Source organism: Streptomyces sennicomposti (assembly GCF_019890635.1).
Classification (GTDB): domain Bacteria; phylum Actinomycetota; class Actinomycetes; order Streptomycetales; family Streptomycetaceae; genus Streptomyces; species Streptomyces sennicomposti.
Genome location: NZ_JAIOAB010000001.1, coordinates 32,043 through 49,224, shown reverse-complemented (window position 1 = coordinate 49,224; position 17,182 = coordinate 32,043). Strand labels below are relative to the sequence as shown.

8 protein-coding genes are annotated in these 17,182 nt (G+C 74.3%); all 8 read right to left on the bottom strand.

Translation table 11 applies throughout. From position 1 onward, the window contains the following. Positions 1-147: 147 nt before the first annotated feature. The 8 genes from K7787_RS00145 to K7787_RS00115 are packed head-to-tail and all read right to left on the bottom strand — an operon-like array spanning position 148 to position 17,089. A complete protein-coding gene (locus K7787_RS00145; protein ID WP_169436506.1) occupies positions 148-1,476 on the bottom strand; it encodes an NAD(P)/FAD-dependent oxidoreductase in 1,329 nt (442 codons plus the stop codon). Then, positions 1,473-1,739 carry a hypothetical protein gene (locus K7787_RS00140; RefSeq protein ID WP_043261407.1) on the bottom strand — a complete coding sequence of 89 codons (267 nt, stop codon included), beginning with the start codon at positions 1,737-1,739 and terminating at the stop codon, positions 1,473-1,475. The genes K7787_RS00145 and K7787_RS00140 overlap by 4 nt, the downstream gene beginning before the upstream one ends. Next, positions 1,736-3,223, bottom strand: a complete 1,488-nt coding sequence (locus K7787_RS00135) for an amino acid adenylation domain-containing protein (protein WP_223000023.1) — start codon at positions 3,221-3,223, stop codon at positions 1,736-1,738. Before K7787_RS00135 ends, K7787_RS00140 begins: the two co-directional genes overlap by 4 nt. Then, positions 3,220-4,362, bottom strand: coding sequence for an acyl-CoA dehydrogenase family protein (locus K7787_RS00130; RefSeq protein ID WP_043261408.1), 1,143 nt, complete (start codon positions 4,360-4,362; stop codon positions 3,220-3,222). The genes K7787_RS00135 and K7787_RS00130 overlap by 4 nt, the downstream gene beginning before the upstream one ends. Continuing rightward, entirely contained in the window at positions 4,322-9,295 is a 4,974-nt protein-coding gene (locus K7787_RS00125; RefSeq protein WP_247720381.1) for a non-ribosomal peptide synthetase, read from the bottom strand. The genes K7787_RS00130 and K7787_RS00125 overlap by 41 nt, the downstream gene beginning before the upstream one ends. Positions 9,296-9,339: 44 nt before the next feature. After that, a complete protein-coding gene (locus tag K7787_RS31490) occupies positions 9,340-10,413 on the bottom strand; it encodes an asparaginase (RefSeq protein WP_164388528.1) in 1,074 nt (357 codons plus the stop codon). Then, positions 10,410-11,381, bottom strand: a complete 972-nt coding sequence (locus K7787_RS00120) for a TauD/TfdA family dioxygenase (RefSeq protein ID WP_223000022.1) — start codon at positions 11,379-11,381, stop codon at positions 10,410-10,412. The genes K7787_RS31490 and K7787_RS00120 overlap by 4 nt, the downstream gene beginning before the upstream one ends. Beyond that, the gene (locus K7787_RS00115) at positions 11,378-17,089 is read right to left on the bottom strand and encodes a non-ribosomal peptide synthetase (RefSeq protein WP_223000021.1); all 5,712 of its coding nucleotides are present in this window, start codon (positions 17,087-17,089) and stop codon (positions 11,378-11,380) included. Before K7787_RS00115 ends, K7787_RS00120 begins: the two co-directional genes overlap by 4 nt. Positions 17,090-17,182: the final 93 nt, after the last annotated feature.

Below are 17,182 nucleotides of genomic sequence, written 5' to 3'. Positions count from 1 at the left end.
GACACACCGGGGCCCGCGCCCGCGATCCGCCCTTCCTTCAGCGCCGCGCGGGCGAGTCCGGCGGGCGCTGTGGGAGGAAGGAGCGAGGGCCGACCGGGGGATGTGCCGGCCCTCGCTCCGCTTCTGGGTGGAGACGCGCGCGTACGGTCAGCCGCTGGCCTTGAGCGTGCCGAGGTACGGGTGCCACAGGTGGTCCGGGTTGGCCTCGACCGCGGCCACCGCCTCGCGCATCGCGATGAGGGCCTTCGGCTCCTCGTCGTCGTACACGTCGCCCTGCAGCATCTTCAGGACGTCCTTGCGGTACCGCGGGTCCTGGACGAAGGCGGTGAACAGGACGTTCAGCCGGTAGTAGATGGAGATGAACTCGTACCAGTACTTCACCGCGCGGCGCAGCTTGGACTCGTACCCCGCGAACCGGTCCTTGCCGTAGTCGCCGGCCGCGTGCGCCGCGATGATGTCCTGCGAGGCGATACGGGCGCTGTTCAGCGCCACGCTGACCCCGCTGGAGAAGATCGGGTCCACGAAGCGGGCGGCGTCGCCGATCAGGACGTAGCGGTCGCCGGTGATCTCCTTCATCGAGTAGCTGTAGTCGCCCTCCGCCTTCAGCGGACGCACTTGGCGGCAGCCCTTCAGCGCGTCGTACAGCTCGGGTCTGCTGCCCACGAACTCCCAGAAGAACTCGTCGAGATCGCCGCTGCCCTCCTTGAAGCGCTTCTTCTGGGTCACCACGCCGATGCTCGTGATCTTGTCGGTGATCGGGATCTGCCAGACCCAGGAGTCCTTGATCGGCAGGAAGTGCACGTAGATGTGCTCGGCCTGCGCCGCGGAGGTGGACAGCGCCTCCCGGTCCAGGCCCTCGAACCAGGCGTGCACCGCGTACTGGTCGAAGACGGGGTCGGAGACCTTGGTCCGCAGCTGCCGGCCGAGCATCGTCTGGCGGCCGGAGGCGTCCACGACCATGCCGACCGTGTACGACATCTCCTTCCCGGCGATGCGGGTGCGGACCGTCACCTCGGGGTCGCCGAAGTCGACGCCGAGGACCCGGGCGCCGTTGACGACACTCGCGCCCTGCTCCTGGGCGTGGCGCAGCAGGATCGCGTCGAACCGCGAACGGTCCACGTGGTACGTGTAGTCGCGGTCCACGCCCTTCTGGTCGCGCTCCACGAACTGGATGTCCGCGGTCCAGTCGTGCTGCAGTCCGCTGAAGCCGAGCCGGGGGATGTCCCGCGACTCGGCCGAGGTCCAGGACGCCCCGTACTTGCGGGGGAAGCCCGCCTCGTCGATCTTGTCGAGGGCGTCTATCTCGAGCAGGACGGGCGTCGTGGCCGGCACCAGCGACTCGCCGACGTGCGGCCGCGGGAAGGTGTCGCTCTCCAGGACGATGACGGACAGACCGGCGCGGGCCAGGTAGGAGGCGGCGGTCGAACCGGCGGGGCCCCCGCCGATCACGGCGATGTCGAAGTCGGTGGCGCTCATCGCACGGTCTCCTTGTCCAGCTCGCAGATCATGGCGGCGATGCAGGACGCGTTCTTGAAGTTCTTCGCGTCGATCAGGGCGGCGGGCACCGGGACGTCCCACTCGTTGAGGATGAAGGACTGCAGCAGCGCGATCCGCAGGGAGTCGATGATCCCCCACTCCAGCAGCGGGGTGCTCGCGTCGATCTCGCGGCCCTCGTCGGACCAGAGGAATTCGACCCTGATGAAGTCGAGGAGTCGGGTGGTCACGGCGTCGGTGTTCATGAGCGTCCTTTCGAAAGGGTGAGATGCCGCCGGACCAGTTCCGGTCGGTCGATCTTGCCGTTGCGGGTGCGCGGCAGGTCGGCGAGGAGGTGGACGTGGTCGACGATCATGTAGCTGGGCAGCCGCTCGGCCAGATGACGGCGCAGCGCCAGGGCGCCGGGCCGGGCGCCGGCCGCGGGGACGACGAAGGCGATCAGACGGGCGTCCATGCCCTCGCCGGCCACGACGACGGCCGCCGTCTCGACGTCCGGGTGCGCGGCGCAGCCGATCTCGATCTCGCCGAGTTCGATCCGGTGGCCGCGGACCTTCACCGCGTGGTCGCGCCGGCCCACGTAGTCGAAGCCGCCGTCGGGCAGCACGGTGACGACGTCCCCGGTGGCGTACTCCTCGGCCGCGGGGCCCAGGCCCCAGTAACCGAGCATCACCGTCGGCCCGCTGACGATCAGTTCGCCCTGCTCGCCCGGTGCGGCGACGGCGCCGGCGTCGGTCCGCGCCCACACCTCGTCGCCGCTCGCCGCCTTTCCGATCGGCACCGGGCGTTCGCGTTCGAGGTCGGCCGGGACGACCTCGTGCCAGGTGCACACGTTCGTCTCGGTCGGCCCGTACAGGTTGAGCAGCCGGGCGTCCGTCCAGCCCGCCAGACGGCGGACGTGGGCGACGGGGAACGGCTCGCCGGCGAACAGCACCGCCCGCAGCGCCTCGGGCGCGGGCCGGTCCAGGAGCGCGCCGCCGCGGATCATCAGGATCAGCGCCGACGGCACCGAGTACCAGACGGTGATCCGCTCCCGGTGCAGGAACTCGACGAGCTCGCCCGGCGCGTACGCGAGCGCTGCCGGGACCAGGTGGACCGAGGCGCCGACCGAGAAGGCGGCGTACAGGTCGAGGACCGAGAGGTCGAAGACCAGCGGCGCGTGGTTGGCGAAGCGGTCCTCGGGCCCGGCGTCGAGCAGTTCCACCGCCCAGTCCACGAAGGCGCGGGCGTTGCGGTGGCTGATGCTCACGCCCTTCGGCGTCCCCGTGGAGCCGGAGGTGTAGAGGATGAAGGCGGGGTCGTCCGGCTTCACCTCGGTGTCGGCGGCCGGCGCCGTGCCGGCGGGTGCGGTGGCCTGTTCCAGGTCGAGCGCGGCGATCCCGCCGAGCGTCGCCGTGACGTCCGTCAGCCGCTGCCCGGTCGCGCACACGACCCGGGCCGCGCAGTCGTGGGCCACGGTGGCGACCCGGCCGACCGGCGCGGTGCCGTCCTGCGGCACGTAGACGGCGCCCAGGCGCAGCACCGCCTGCATCGCCACCACGACCTCGGGCGACTTGTCGCCCCAGATCACCACCGGGTCGCCGCGGCCCACCCCGGCCGCGGCCAGCAGCCGGGCGAACTCGTCGGCCGCGCGGTCGAGTTGGCTGTACGTCAGCTCCCGTCCAGCGGCGGCGACGGCCGTGCGGTCCGGATGGCGCCGGGCGGAGTGGATGACCAGCTCATGCAGGTTCACAGCCCTCGCTCCCTCGCGATGACGTTGCGGTGGATCTCGGTCGTGCCCGAGAAGAGCGTGCTCGGCACGGCGTCGCGCAGCTGCTGCTCGATGCCGGTCGAGGCGAGATAGCCGATGCCGCCGAAGACCTGCACCGCGTCCCGGGCGTTGGCCACGGCGGCCTCGGAGACCGCGACCTTGGCCAGCGACACGGCGCCGGCGTCCGCGGTGCCCTGGTCGGTCAGCCAGCAGGCCCGGTACAGGAGCAGCCGCGCCCCTTCGAGCCGCTCGGACATGACCGAGATCTTGTGCGACACCGCCTGGAAGTCGGCCAGCCTGCGGCCGAACTGCTTGCGGGACCGGACGTGGGCCACGCACCGCTCGAGCTGGTGCGTCATCACGCCGAGGTAGATGGCGAACAGGCAGGCCCGCTCCCAGCCCATCGAGTGCTGGAAGATCGTCCGGCCCTGACCCTCGCTGCCGAGGAGGTAGCGGGCGGGCACCCGCACCCCGTCGAAGGTGATCCGGCCGGCCGGGCAGCCGTGCAGGCCCATCTTCTCCATCGGGCCGCTGACGCTCAGCCCCGGCAGGTCCCGGGGGACCGCGAAGCCGCTGGTGCCGAGGAAGCCGGCCTCGGGCTGCGTGACCGCGTAGGTCACGATCACGTCGGAGAGCGGGGCGTTGCTCGCGAACGACTTCTCCCCGTCGAGCACGTAGTGGTCGCCGTCGCGGACCGCGGTCATCCCCAGGCGGGCCGAGTCGGACCCCGCCGAGTCCTCGGTGATCGCGTTGGAGGCGATCACCGAACCGTCGGCCATGCCCTTGAGCAACTGCCCGCGCACCTCGTCACCGGCGAAGTCCCGGATCGGCACGGCGCAGGCGAGCAGGTGGGCGGCGACTCCGAAGGCGAGTCCCGTGTCGAGGCAGCACTGGCCGAACGCCTCCAGGCACAGTGCCGTGTCGAGGGCGCCGAGACCACCGCCGCCGAACTCCTCGGGCAGGCACAGCCCGGTGAGTCCCAGGTCCGCCGTCCTTCCCCAGTCGTCCCGGTCGAAGTGGTCCCCCGGGTCGGTGCGGCGGCGTCCGGGCAACTGGTGTCTGATCGCGCTCCTCAGCCGGTCATGACGCTGCCTCTGCTCGCTCGTCATGGCGAAGTCCATCGCTGTCCTCCTTTCCAACGGCGTTCCCGTAGGCGTCGAGTTCCGCGTCCGACAGCTCGTCGAGTTCGGCGCGGACCGACTTCTCGACCAGTGCGGCCAGTTCGGCCACGGTCGGTCCCTCGAAGACCGCCCGGATCGGCAGGTCGACGTCGAAGGCGTCCTGCAACGCGGCGACCAGGCGGATCGCGAGGATCGAGTTGCCGCCGGCCCGGAAGAAGCCGGTGTCGGCGCCCACCGGGACCGTGAGCAGCTCGGTGAAGATCTCCGCGACGCGTTCCTCGACGATCCCGTCCGGCGCGACCGGTTCCCGCGTCTGCGCGGCGGGCCCCGGCAGCGCGGCGCGGTCGACCTTGCCGTTGGCGGTCAGCGGCATCGCGTCCAGCGCGGTGAACGAGGCCGGCAGCATGTACTCGGGCAGCCGCTCGGCGCACAGCGCGTGCAGGGAGCGTGCGTCCGGCGCGCCGTGCGGCGGCCCGTCGGGGACGAAGCAGACGCCGATCCGCCCGTTCTCCGCGGTCGCCACGGCCTGCCTGACCCGTGGGTGCTCGGTGACCACCGCGGCGATCTCGTTGAGTTCGACGCGGTAGCCGCGGATCTTGACCTGGGTGTCGGAACGGCCGAGGAACTCCACGGCCCCGCCGTCCAGGACCCGCGCGAGGTCACCGGTCCGGTACAGCCGGTCGCCCGGCTTCCCGTACGGGTCGGGCACGAACCGCTCGGCGGTCATGGCGGGCCGGCCGGTGTAGCCGCGGCCCACCCCCGCGCCGCCGACGCAGAGTTCACCGACCGCGCCGACCGGAACCGGCCGCAGCCACGCGTCCAGCACCCTCGTCCGCACACCGGGCAGCGGCCGTCCGATCGGCACGGTCTCCCGGCCGACGGGCGCCGTGAGCGGGTGGACGCACGCACCCACCGAGGTTTCGGTCGGGCCGTACTCGTTGATCAGCCGGTCGGGCCCGAGCAGCGAGGCCCAGCGGTCGGCGAGGGCGACCGGCAGCGCCTCGCCCGCGACGACGATCCGGGCCGCGAGAGCCGCGATCCGCTCGTCCGGCAGCCCGGACAGGATCTCCAGGTGGCCGGGGGTGAGCTTGAGGAAGGCGAGCGGGGCGGCGGCGGTCAGACGCTCCCCGAGCCGCGTCAGGTCCAGGTCCTGCGGCAGGACCGTGGTCGGCCGGCCGGCGAGCAGCCCCGCCCACAGGTTGGGGACGCCGAGGTCGAAGGCGACGGAGGTGAAGACCGCGGCGCCGCCGGGCGCCGCGAGCGCCAGCTCGTCGACGGCCCAGCGCAGGTGACCGACGAGCCCGGCCTGGGTGATCTCGACGCCCTTGGGGCGGCCGGTGGAACCGGAGGTGTAGATGACGTAGGCCAGCCGCTCGGGGTCCGCCGAACGGGCCGGCCGCTCGGCGCGGGCGTCCGCGGTCCGCGGCGAGACGGTCGTGACCCCGTCGAGGGCGGAGTCGGAGACCAGGAGCGTCGCCCCGGCGTCGGCCAGCATGTACGCGATCCGCTCGTCCGGGGTGCCCGGTTCGATCGGCAGATACGCGGCTCCCGCCTTCCAGACGCCGAGCAGGGCGGCGATCAGGTCGGCGCCCCGGTCGACCAGGACGCCCACGACGGAGTCGGCGCCCGCGCCGAGGTCGCGCAGCCGGTGCGCGATCCCGTTGGCCTGCCGGTCGAGCCGCCGGTACGAAACCTCGCCGGACCCGGTGCGCAGCGCGACCGCGTCGGGGGTGGCGTCGGCCTGCCGCTCGAAGAGGCCCGGGGCGTCCAGCGTGTACGGCGGCGCGGGGGTGCCGCTCCACCGGTCCAGCTCGCCGCGCTCGGCCGCGGGCAGCACGTCCACCTCGTCGAGACGGACCAGCGGCTCGGCCGACGCGCCCTCCAGGAGCAGCACGAACTGGTCCGCCAGGCGCTCGACGGTGTCCCGCTCGAACAGAGCGGTCGCGTACTCCAGACCGCCGGACATCCCGCCGTCGGGGCGGCGGCGCAGATAGAGCGTCAGGTCCGTCTTCGCGATCCGGGAGACCTCGATCAGGGTGGCGAAGTCCGCTCCGTCCGACGCCGATCCGGTCAGCTCCTCGTCGTGCAGGTCGAAGGCGACCTGGTAGAGCGGGGTGCGTGCGGAGTCGCGCTCGGGCGCCACATCGGCGACCAACTGCTCGAAGGGCAGGTCCTGGTGGGCGAAGGCGTCGCGGCAGGCGTCCCTGACCCGCTCGACGGCCGCCCCGAAGGACAGGCCGCCGGCCAGGCCGAGCCGCAGCACGAGGCTGTTCAGGAAGAAGCCGACGACGCCCTCGGTCCCGGGCCGGTCGCGGCCCGCCACCGGGGTGCCGAGCACCACGTCCCACTGACCGGTCCGCCGCGCCAGCAGCGTGGCGAAGCCGGTGAGCAGGGTCATGAACGGGGTGGCGCCGCGGCGCCGGCCGATCTTCGTGAGCGCCTCGGTGACCCGCGGCGACAGGTCGAGGGGCACCATCGCGCCTTTGGCGTCCCGCACCCGGGGGCGCGGCCGGTCGGCCCGCAGTTCCAGCGGAGCCGCGCCGGACAGGGTCCGCCGCCAGTGGGCCAGCTCCCGCTCCACCGTCTCCGGGGTGATCCGCTCGCGCTGCCAGGAGGCGAAGTCGGCGTACTGGACCGGCAGGGCGGGCAGCCGGGGCGCCCGGCCCGTGCGCAGCGCGTCGAGGATCTCGGCGAACTCGCGCTCCAGGACGGCGGAGGACCAGCCGTCGCAGACGATGTGGTGCACCGAGAGCATCAGCACCTGGCGGCCGCCCGGCGCGGGGTCGCGGGCGAGCAGCGCCCGGGCGAGGGGCCCGCCGTCGAGGTCGAAGCCGCGGTCGAGTTCCCGGTCGAGCACGGCGGGCAGCTTGTGGCCCGCCACGTCGACCGTGGTCAGCTCCAGCGAACCGGACGGCCGGATCAGCTGCATCGGCTCGCCGTCCCGTACGACGAAGTCGGTGCGCAGCGCCTCGTGCCGCTCGACCAGGCGGTCCAGCGCGGCGCCGATCCGCCCCGCGTCGGCGCCCTCCGGCACCGGCAGGAACAGCGCGGACACCCATTCGCGGCTGCGCGGCTGCATCCGGTCGACGACCCACAGCCGGCGCTGGCCGAAGGAGAGCGGCAGCGGGCCGGTGCGGGGGAGCGGCCTCGGGCCGTCGCCCGCCTCCGGGCCGGGCGCGGCGGGCTCCTCGCTCTCCCCGCTCGCCTCGAGCAGCCGGGCCTGGTCGGCGATGGTGGTCGCGTCCAGCAGGTCGGCGAGGGCGAGGTCGCGGCCGGTCGCCTTGCGCAGCCGGTTGACGAGCCGGGTGAACTGCAGTGACGTGCCGCCGAGTTGGTAGAAGTCCGCGTCGGGGGCGATGTCGTCGGTCTTGAACAGCTTGCGCCAGACCTCGGCCACCGTCGCCCGGGCCGCCGACTCCGGCGCAGCGGGCCGGCCGGCGAACGCGGGCGCGGGCAGCCGTGCGTAGTCCAGCTTGCCGTTCGCGGTGGTGGGGAATCGCTCGACGGCGGTCAGCACCGAGGGCACATGGGTGCCGGGCAGCCGCTCGCCGAGGTAGGCGCGCAGCCCGTCCGGCACCGTGGCGGCCCGCACATAGGCGGCCAGTGCGGCGCCGCCGCCCGGCGACGTGACCGCGACGACCGCCGCGCCGCCGATCGCGGGGTGGCTCTCCAGCGCGTACTCGACCTCGCCCGGCTCGATCCGGACGCCGTTGATCTTGACCTGGCGGTCGATCCGCCCCAGGTACTCGAGGGTGTCGTCCGGTCTCGTCCGCACCCGGTCGCCGGTGCGGTACAGCCGCGCCCCGGCGGGCCCGGACGGATCCGGGACGAAGCGCTCGGCGGTCAGGTCGGCGCGGCCGAGATAGCCGCGCGCGACGCCGGGTCCGCCCGCGAACAGCTCGCCCTCGTCGGCCGGCCGGCCGTCCGCGTCCAGTACGAGCACCCGCATCCCGTCGATCGGCCGGCCGATCGGCACCGGCCCGGAGGCCTGCGCCGGGTCGAAGCGGTGCGCGGTGACGTCGACGGAGCACTCGGTCGGGCCGTAGGTGTTCCAGACCGCGAGTTCGCCCGGGGCCAGCGCGAGCACCTTGTGCACCTGCTCGGCGTGGAGCGGCTCACCGGCGCAGCTCAGCACGCGCAGCGCGGCGCAGCGCTCCCAGCCGTCCACCTCGATCAGCTCGTGCAGCACGGAGGGCACCACCTGGAGGACGGTCACGCCCTCGTCGGCGACGGCCTGCAGCAGGGCCGCGGGCTCCCGCTCGGCGCCCGCCGGGGCGAGCACCACCGTGCCGCCGACGATCAGCGGCGCGAAGATCTCCCAGCCCGCGGCGTCGAAGGTCACCGGGGTCTTCTGCAGCACCCGGTCGGCGGCGGTCAGGCCGAGTTCCCGGACCGCCCACCGGACGCGGTTGGCGAGGCCCGCGTGGTCGACGACGACGCCCTTGGGGCGGCCGGTCGAGCCCGAGGTGTGCATCACATAGGCGGCGCCCAGCGGTTCGGCGGTGATCCGCGCGAACGCCTCGGCCGGGACCTGCGGGGCGGGCACCGGGTCGTCGGCGCGCACCGGCTTGGCGCCGGCCGCCGTGATCAGGTCGTGCCCGGCGGCGTCGGTGACGACCAGGCCGACGCCGGTCTGCTCCACCAGGCCGGTTAGGCGGGCCTGTGGATGTCCGGGGTCGAGGGGCAGATAGGCGGCGCCGGCCCGCCAGACGGCGAGCAGGGCGATGACGAGTTCGGCGCCGCGGGGCAGCAGGACGCCCACCGGCCGGTCGGGTGTCGCGCCGTGGGCGATGAGGCGGTGGGCCAGGGCGTCCGCTCTGGCGTCCAGTTCGGCGTAGGTCAGCTGGCTGCCGGCCGCGGCCACCGCCGGCCGGTCCGGGGTCAGCGCGACCTGCCGGGCCACCAGCTCGGGGACGAGCGTCGGGGCGGTCATGACAGGTTCTCCTTCAGGTGGTCCAGTGGTTCGACGGGGGCGGTTCAGGACGTGAACTGCGGGACGCCGTAGCGCGCGAACCGCTTCGCGACGTCCTCGGGCTCCCGGGTGGTGGCGAGCGTGAGCAGCAGCAGGATCCGGGCCTTCTGCGGCAGCAGGTCCTCGGCCGGCAGGACGCCGGGGGCGCCCGCCTCGTACACGGCGCCGGAGCCCGTGCGGGCAGCGGCCACGACCGTCACGCCCTCGCCGAGGACGCCGCGCAGCGCGGAGGCCTCGCCGGGCGACGGATCGCCGGCGACGACGATGCCGCGGGCGCCCGCCTCGGCGAAGGCGGTGATGGCCTCGCCGCCGGCGTCCGGATAGGAGGAGACGATCTCGGTGCGGGGCAGCTCGTCCCGCTTGATCCGCGACACGTCGAACGGGGTGCGCCAGCTGTTCTTGCCGCAGTCCTGGATGCGCGCGGGCGCCCGCAGCAGCCTGATCCGCTTGCCGTCGACGGTGCCGAGCACCCCCTGCTCCCTGGCCTGGAAGGTGTCCAGGCGCAGCGTGCTGGTCTTGGTGGCCTCGCGGGCGGCGAGGATCTCGTCGTCGAGCATGACGACCGTGCCGAAGCAGCGGGTGCGCTCGCTCGCGGCGAGCACGATCGAGTCGTAGAGGTTCGCGGGGCCGTCCGCGCTGAACACGTTGGACGGCCGCATGGAGCCGGTCACGATGACGGGCTTGGGGCTGCGCACGGTCAGATCGAGGAAGTAGGCCAGTTCCTCCAGGGACTTGGTGCCCGAGGTGACCACCACGGCGTCCGCCGTGCGCAGTTCCCGGTCGACCTGGAGGGACAGGTCGTAGTAGTCGGTCATGGCCGTCTGCTCCGGGCCCTCCGCGGAGGTCACGTCGGCCACCGCGTCCAGCTCCGGGCGCAGGCTCTCGACGATGTCGGCGATCGGCAGCGAACTGCCCTTGTACTCCTCGAAGTCGCTCCGGTCGCCGGCCACGCCGGTGATGGTGCCGCCGGTGCCGATCACGGCCACCTTCGGCTTCCCCGGCTCCGTCTTCGCGGCCGCCGGCAGGGTGGGCACCAGGCCCGCGAGCAGGACCGCGACGACGAGCAGGCTCCTCCTCACGACAGCACCTGGCCGTTGCCCTGCCGCATCGCGCGGGAGCGCCGGTGGTCGAGGTGGATGAAGGTGCGGTGCAGCCAGCGGTCCTCGCCGTCGTAGCGCGGCACGAAGTGGGTCCTGCCGTGCAGGGCGACGCGGTTGTCCACGACGGCGAGGTCGCCGGGGAGCAGGTGCACGGCGCGCGTGATGGTGTCGAGGGCGGCCCGCAGCACGGTCATGGCCTCGGCCGCCTGCTCGTCCTCCTCGTCGGCGAGCCGGGTGGCGTGGAAGTCGACGCGGACGTCGGGGTCGTCGAAGTCGCCGCTCAGGACGGGGTGGCGGGGCGCCCGCCCCTCGGGGCCGCCGCCGAAGGACGGCGGCACCTCGGTGCGGAACCGGTCCTCGCCGAGCACCTTGCGGATGTCGTCGGGAAGCATTCTGATCGCCCGCCGCACCGACGCGACCCGCAGTCCGGCGCCGCCGTCGTGGTCGGGACGGACGCAGAACAGCGCGACCATGTCGGGGCGGTGCGGGTGGAAGGCGTTCTCGACGTGCAGTTCCAGCGGCACGGACCCGGCGTTGCTCTGCTGCGTCTCCCGGCCGGGCACCGGCACCACGTTCTGCACCAGGGCGCCGCTCTTCTCGTCCCGGTAGGCGATGACCTCGCCGATCTGCATGGACACCAGGGCGGTGGTCCCGGCGGCCGGGGTGGCCTTGCGCTCGACGGACCCGGCGACGGCCGGGGTGGGCGGGAGGACGGACGCCACCGGCAGGTTGCGGACCAGCAGCATGCCGTCGAGCCGCGGGTCGTGCCGGAAGGCGCGCAGCCGGCGGCGCAGCCGCTCCGGGAGCCGCTGGGACATGTCCCGGCAGGCGTCGAGCCAGGCTCTGTCGTCGACGAGGCCGGGCTCCACCTCGGCGAGCGCCGCGGCGACCTCCCTCGTCCGCTCCCTCTCCGCCCGGGTGAGGGTGAATATGTGGTCCTCGGTCATGGTGTGCCTTCCTGGACGAGTTCGGACAGATCACGGAGCAGGGGGTCCGCGCCGAGCGCGACCGCTTCGAGCACCTGGGCGCAGCGGACCACCAGGCGCCGTGCCTCCTCGTGGCCGAAGGCGTCGGGCCGGTGCCCGAGCCGCAGCGAGAGCCGGGCGCCGGGGACGGCCGCGAGCCGGAGCGGGAAATGGGTGTCGTCCGCCGCTTCGAACGTGCGCATCCGCAGCTGCCCGCCGAGGGCCGCTTCCCAGGCGGAGGGGTCCATCGGGTAGTTCACGAAGAGCGTCGTCGTGTCGAAGAGCGTGCGCAGGCCGGCCGCGCGCTGGATCTCGGCCAGGCCCAGATGGTCGTGCGGCTGCAGCGCCGCCTGTTCCTGCTGCAGCCGCCGCAGCAGGGTGTCGAACGGTTCGCCGGGCGAGAACCGGACCCGTACCGGGACGGTGTTGGTGAAGAGCCCCACCATGCCCTCGACGCCGGGCAGTTCCGGCGGCCGGCCGGACACCGAGGAGCCGAAGACGACGTCCTGGCTGCCGGTCAGTTCGGCGAGCACCACCGCCCAGGCGCCCTGGACGGCGGTGTTCAGCGTCAGTCCGTGGGCGGCGGTCCGCGCGGTGAGCGCCCGGGTGGCCTCCTCGTCCAGCTCGCGCACCACCAGCTCGTGCGCCACCTCGCGCTGCCCGGCCGCGCCGGTTCCTCCCACCAGGGTCGGCCCCGCGAGCCCGGCCAGGGCCCCGCCCCAGGCGGTGGCCGCCGCCGCGCGGTCCCGCTCGGCGAGCCAGGTCGCGTACCGCCCGTACGGCGTCACGGCCGGCAGCCGCGCGCCCGCATACAGGGCGAAGAGTTCCCGTACGAGGACGGAGACGGACCAGCCGTCCCAGACGATGTGATGGGCGGTCAGCACCAGGCGGAACCGGTCGCCGCCGAGCCGCACCAGCCGCAGCCGCAGCAGCGGCGGCGCCTCCAGGTCGAACCGCTCCCCGCGGTCGGCGGCCGCGAGCCGGCGGGCCTCCGCGTCCGCGTCGGGCCGGTCCGACAGATCGGTCTCCAGCCAGGGCAGCGCGACCCGCTCGGGGATCACCTGCACCGGCTCGTCGAGATCGCCGTAGTGGAAGGCGGCCCGCAAAGTGGTGTGCCGGTCCAGGCAGGCCTGCGCCGCGGCCCGCATCCGGGCGGGGTCCAGCGGGCCTTCCAGATCGATGCCGAGCTGCGCCGCGTACACGTCGAGCGTCCGCTCGGTGCGCATGCTGTGGTTGAGGAACCCTTCCTGCAGCGGGGACAGCGGCAGCAGGTCGGCCAGCGGGCCGTACGCGTCGGCCAGTTCGTCGATCTCCGGCTGGCCCAGTGCGACCAGCGGTACGTCGGACGGGGTGAGACCGCCGGCGCAGGGGCCGGAGCCGTGCCGGGCCAGGCCTTCGAGCGCCTCGCGCAGCAGCCCGGTCAGCGCGGCGATCCGGTCCTCGTCGAAGAGGCCCTCGGGCCAGTGCACGGTGACGGTCAGCTCGGGCCCCGCCGGGCCGTCGAAGGTGGCCGCGACCAGCTCCAGCTCGTGGGCGAACGGCATCCGCGGGTCGGCGTCGGCGTGGAACCCGCCGTCGGTCAGGCCCCAGTCGGCCTCCTGCCCCGAGGAGAAGCGGCCCAGGTAGTTGAAGCCGATCCGGGGGGCCGGGAACGCGGCGAGCCGGCCGCGCGAGGGCTCGTGCAGATGGCGCAGCAGACCGTAGCCGATGCCGTGGTCGGGCAGGGCGCGCAGCTGCTCCTTGACCCGCTTGAGCGCGTCGCCGAGGGCCGGCCCGGCGGCTTGGACGTCGGCCCAGTCCACCGCGCCCACGTCCAGGCGTGCGGGGTACATGCTGGTGAACCAGCCCACCGTGCGGTCGAGCCGGGCCCCGGCGAAGAGGTCCTCGCGGCCGTGGCCCTCCAGGTCGCAGAGCACCGGCCCGTCCGCGCCGCGCCAGCGGCGGTAGGCCAGGGCGAGTCCGGTGAGCAGGACGTCGGCGACGCCCGCGCGGAAGGCGGCCGGCACGTCGATGAGCAGCGCGCCGGTGGTCTCGGGGGAGAGCGTCAGGGCGAGGGTGCGGGCGGTGGCGAACAGGTCGGTCGCCGGGTCGAGATCGCGGGCCGCGGTCCGCGGGTCGGCGGTCGCGGCGATCTCCTCCCACAGCGGGAGCTCCGCGGCCCGCCCCGGCGCCGTCCCGGTGAGCCGGGTGGCCCAGGTGCGCAGTGACGTGCCCACCGCGGGCAGCGGATCGCCGGTCATCGCGCAGGCCAGGTCCTGGATCAGGATCCGCCAGGAGACGCCGTCCACCGCCAGGTGGTGCAGGGTCAGTTCGAGCCGTCCCGGCGCGCCGGGGCCGCCGGGGAACCAGACGGCCTGGTGCAGGACGCCCGCGGCGGGGTCCAGCCGGGCCCTGGCCGCGTCGCGCTGCTCGTCCGACGGCGCCTCGCCCGTCTGCGCGACGGACAGCCGCGGGGCGACCGTGCCGGGCGGGCCGACCTCCAGGCGCCGGCCGTCGTGCAGCCGCAGCCGCAGCGCGTCGTGGTGGTCGATCAGGGTCCGCAGCCCCCCGGCGAGCGTCTCGTACGAGGCGTCGGCGGGCGTGCGCAGCAGCACCGACTGGCTGAACCGGGAGGTGGGGACGTCCTGTTCGGCCAGCCACGCCACGATCGGGGTGAGCGGCAGCTCGCCGACGCCCGCGCCCGCGGGCTCGGCGGCCGTGTCCTCGCGCAGCTCGCCGGCGACCTCGGCCAGGGCGGCCACGGTCGGGTGCAGGAACACCTCGCGCGAGGTGACCTCGATGCCGGCCCGGCGGGCGCGGCTGACCAGTTGCAGCGCCATGATGCTGTCGCCGCCGCGGTCGAAGAACGAGGCCTGGATGCCGATCTGTTCGAGGCCGAGCACCTCGGCGAAGAGCGCGCACAGCGTCCGCTCCAGCGGGGAGCGCGGCAGGTCCGGCTCCTCCCGCTCCTCGGGCGGTGCGGGCAGCGCGCGGTGGTCGACCTTGCCGTGCGGGGTCAGCGGGAACTCGTCGAGGACGACGAGCGCCGAAGGCACCATGGCCTCGGGCAGGGCGCGCCGGGCGAGTTCCTTGACCTCGGCGGGGTCCAGCTCACCGGCCGCGGTCAGATAGCCGACCAGGCGCCGGGCCCCGGGGCGGTCCTCGCGGATCGCCACGGCCGCCGCGCGGACCGCTGGGTGGCGCCCGAGCACGGCCTCGACCTCGCCGGCCTCGATCCGCACGCCGCGCAGCTTGAACTGCCCGTCGTCGCGGCCCAGGTACTCCAGCTGGCCGTCCGGACGCCACCTGCCGCGGTCCCCGGTGCGGTACATCCGGTCGCCGGGCGGGCCGAAGGGGCAGGGCAGGAACCTCTCCGCGGTGAGCCCGGGGCGGTCGTGGTAGCCGCGGGCGACGCCGGCCCCGGCGATGTACAGCTCGCCGGGGCAGCCGGTGGGCACCGGCGCGAGCCGCTCGTCGAGCACGTACACCCGGGCGCCCGCGATCGGGCGGCCGATGGGCGGGCGGCCCCGACCGCGCAGCGGGTGGCTTCCGGTCGCCGCCACGGTCGTCTCGGTCGGGCCGTACATGTTGAACATGCGGCGTCCGCGCGACCAGGCGGCGACGAGCGCCTCGTCGACGGCCTCGCCGCCGACGATCAGCACCGCCAGGTCGGGCAGTTCGAGCACCGGCAGCCCGGCCAGGATCGCGGTCGGCAGCGCCAGATGCGTGATGCGCGCGTCCCGCAGCAGCACCGCGAGGTCGTCGGGGGCGAGCGCCGAGGCGTCCGGCGCGAGCACGAGCGTGGCACCGGACACCAGCGCCGGCCAGATGTCGCCGCCCGCGGCGTCGAAGCCCGGCGAGAGGTACTGCAGCACGCGGCCGCCCGGACCGAGCCCGAACCGCTCGACGTGGTCGAGAGCCAGGTTGGCGAGCGCCCCGTGCGGGACGACGACGCCCTTGGGCCGACCGGTCGAGCCGGAGGTGTAGATGACGTACGCGGCCGTGTCCGGGTCGGGGGCGGCGAACTCGGCGTCCGCCGGGGCGGGCCGGCCCTCCTCGGTGAGGACGCACACGGGGGCGGCGTCCGACAGGAGATGGTCGATCCGCTCCCGCGGGTAGCCGGGGTCGACCGGGAGGTAGGCGGCGCCGACGCGCAGGCAGGCGAGCATCGCGACGACGAGAGCGGGGGTGCGCGGCATCAGGAGGGCGACGTGGGTGCCGGGACCCGCGCCCCGGGCGCGCAGCGACGCGGCCAACGCGTCGGCGCGGGCGTTCAGTTCGCCGTAGGTCAGGGTCTGCGCCCCGCACTCGATCGCGGGCGCCGCGGCGGTCTGCGCCGCCACGAGTCCGGGCACGTCGACGCCGTCCGCGGCGGCGGGGGCCCGCCGCACCAGCAGCGTCGCCCGCTCGTAGGGGGCCAGCAGGTCGAGGTCGCCGACCGGGGTGCCGGGGGAGGCGGCCGCCCGCTGGACGAACGCGGCGAGCCGCGCGGCGTGCAGGGCCAGGCCGTGCGCGTCGTGCAGCTCGGGGTTCGCGTCGAAGACCAGCGCGCCGGGCGAGCCGTCGGCGCGGCCGCTGACCGCCACGGAGAGGTCGGGGGCGGGGCCCGAGGCGAGGTTGGTCACCCGGCCCGCGGCGCCGCCGAAGTCCAGGTCGCGCTCGTACGGCATGAAGTTCACCAGCGGCCCGAACAGGCCGCCCTCACGTCCGCCGAGGCCCAGCTCACGGCACAGGTCCTCGTGCCGGTAGCGCTCGTGCCGCAGCGCGGCCCCGACCTCCTCGGCCACCACGGGCACCAGATCGGCGAGGCTCGCCTCCAGCGGCACCGCCAGGCGCAGCGCGACCGTGCCGGTCGCCATCGCGGGCACCTGCCGGGAGCGCGGGCTGCGCCGGCCGGAGACCGGGAGGCCGAGGATCACGTCCGTCAGGCCGGTCAGCCGCCGCACGTAGGCGGCGGTCGCGGCGACGAGGAGGGTCTGCCAGGTGGTGCCGAGCCTCTGGGCGGCCTCGGCGAGCGCGGCGCGGCCCGCGGCGGGCACCGCGTGGTCCCGGCGCAGCCGCGGCGGCCGGTCGCCGGCCGGGGGGACGCCGGGCAGCAGGACGGGTTCGGGGCGGTCCGCGAAGCGTTCGGTCCAGTAGCGGCGGTCGGCCTCGAACCGCGGCGAGGAGCGGTAGGCCGCGTCCTCGTCGAGCAGCGTCCGCAGCGGCTCGAAGCCCGTGGGGCCCGGTTCCGCGCCGCACAGTTCGGCGAGCCGGCTGCGCAGCAGATGCACCGCGTAGGCGTCCACGAGAATGTGGTGGATCCGGTAATAGAAGAACAGGCGCGCCGGTCCCAGAAGGAATACGACCGCGTGCGAGAGCGGCCCCTTTTCCAGATCGACGGACTTCGCCAGATCGGCTTCCGTCCATTCCCGGGCGGCTTCCTGAGGATCGGGGGAACCGCTCAGATCGATCAGCGGCGGAAGTTCGGGCGAGGCCGCGACGACGTACTGCTTAAGGCCCTCGCTCTCCTCGCCGATCGACGACACGCGCAGCACCTCGGTCTCGGCGCGCAGCCGGACCCAGGCCTGCCTGAGGACCTCAGGGTCCAGGTCACCGCGGATGTCAATGAGCTCACCGCAGTTGTAGCGCTGCCCCGAGGCGTCCAGCTGGTGGGCGAACCAGACGCCCTGCTGAGCCGGGGAGAGCGGAAGCCGCAGTTCGTATTCCATGGCCGAGATCGTGCGCGTCCCGGCTATCAGAGGCCTATAGCGGAACGGTTATGCCGGCGGCGCCCGGGCGGTATGGAAGAAATATGGACGGTC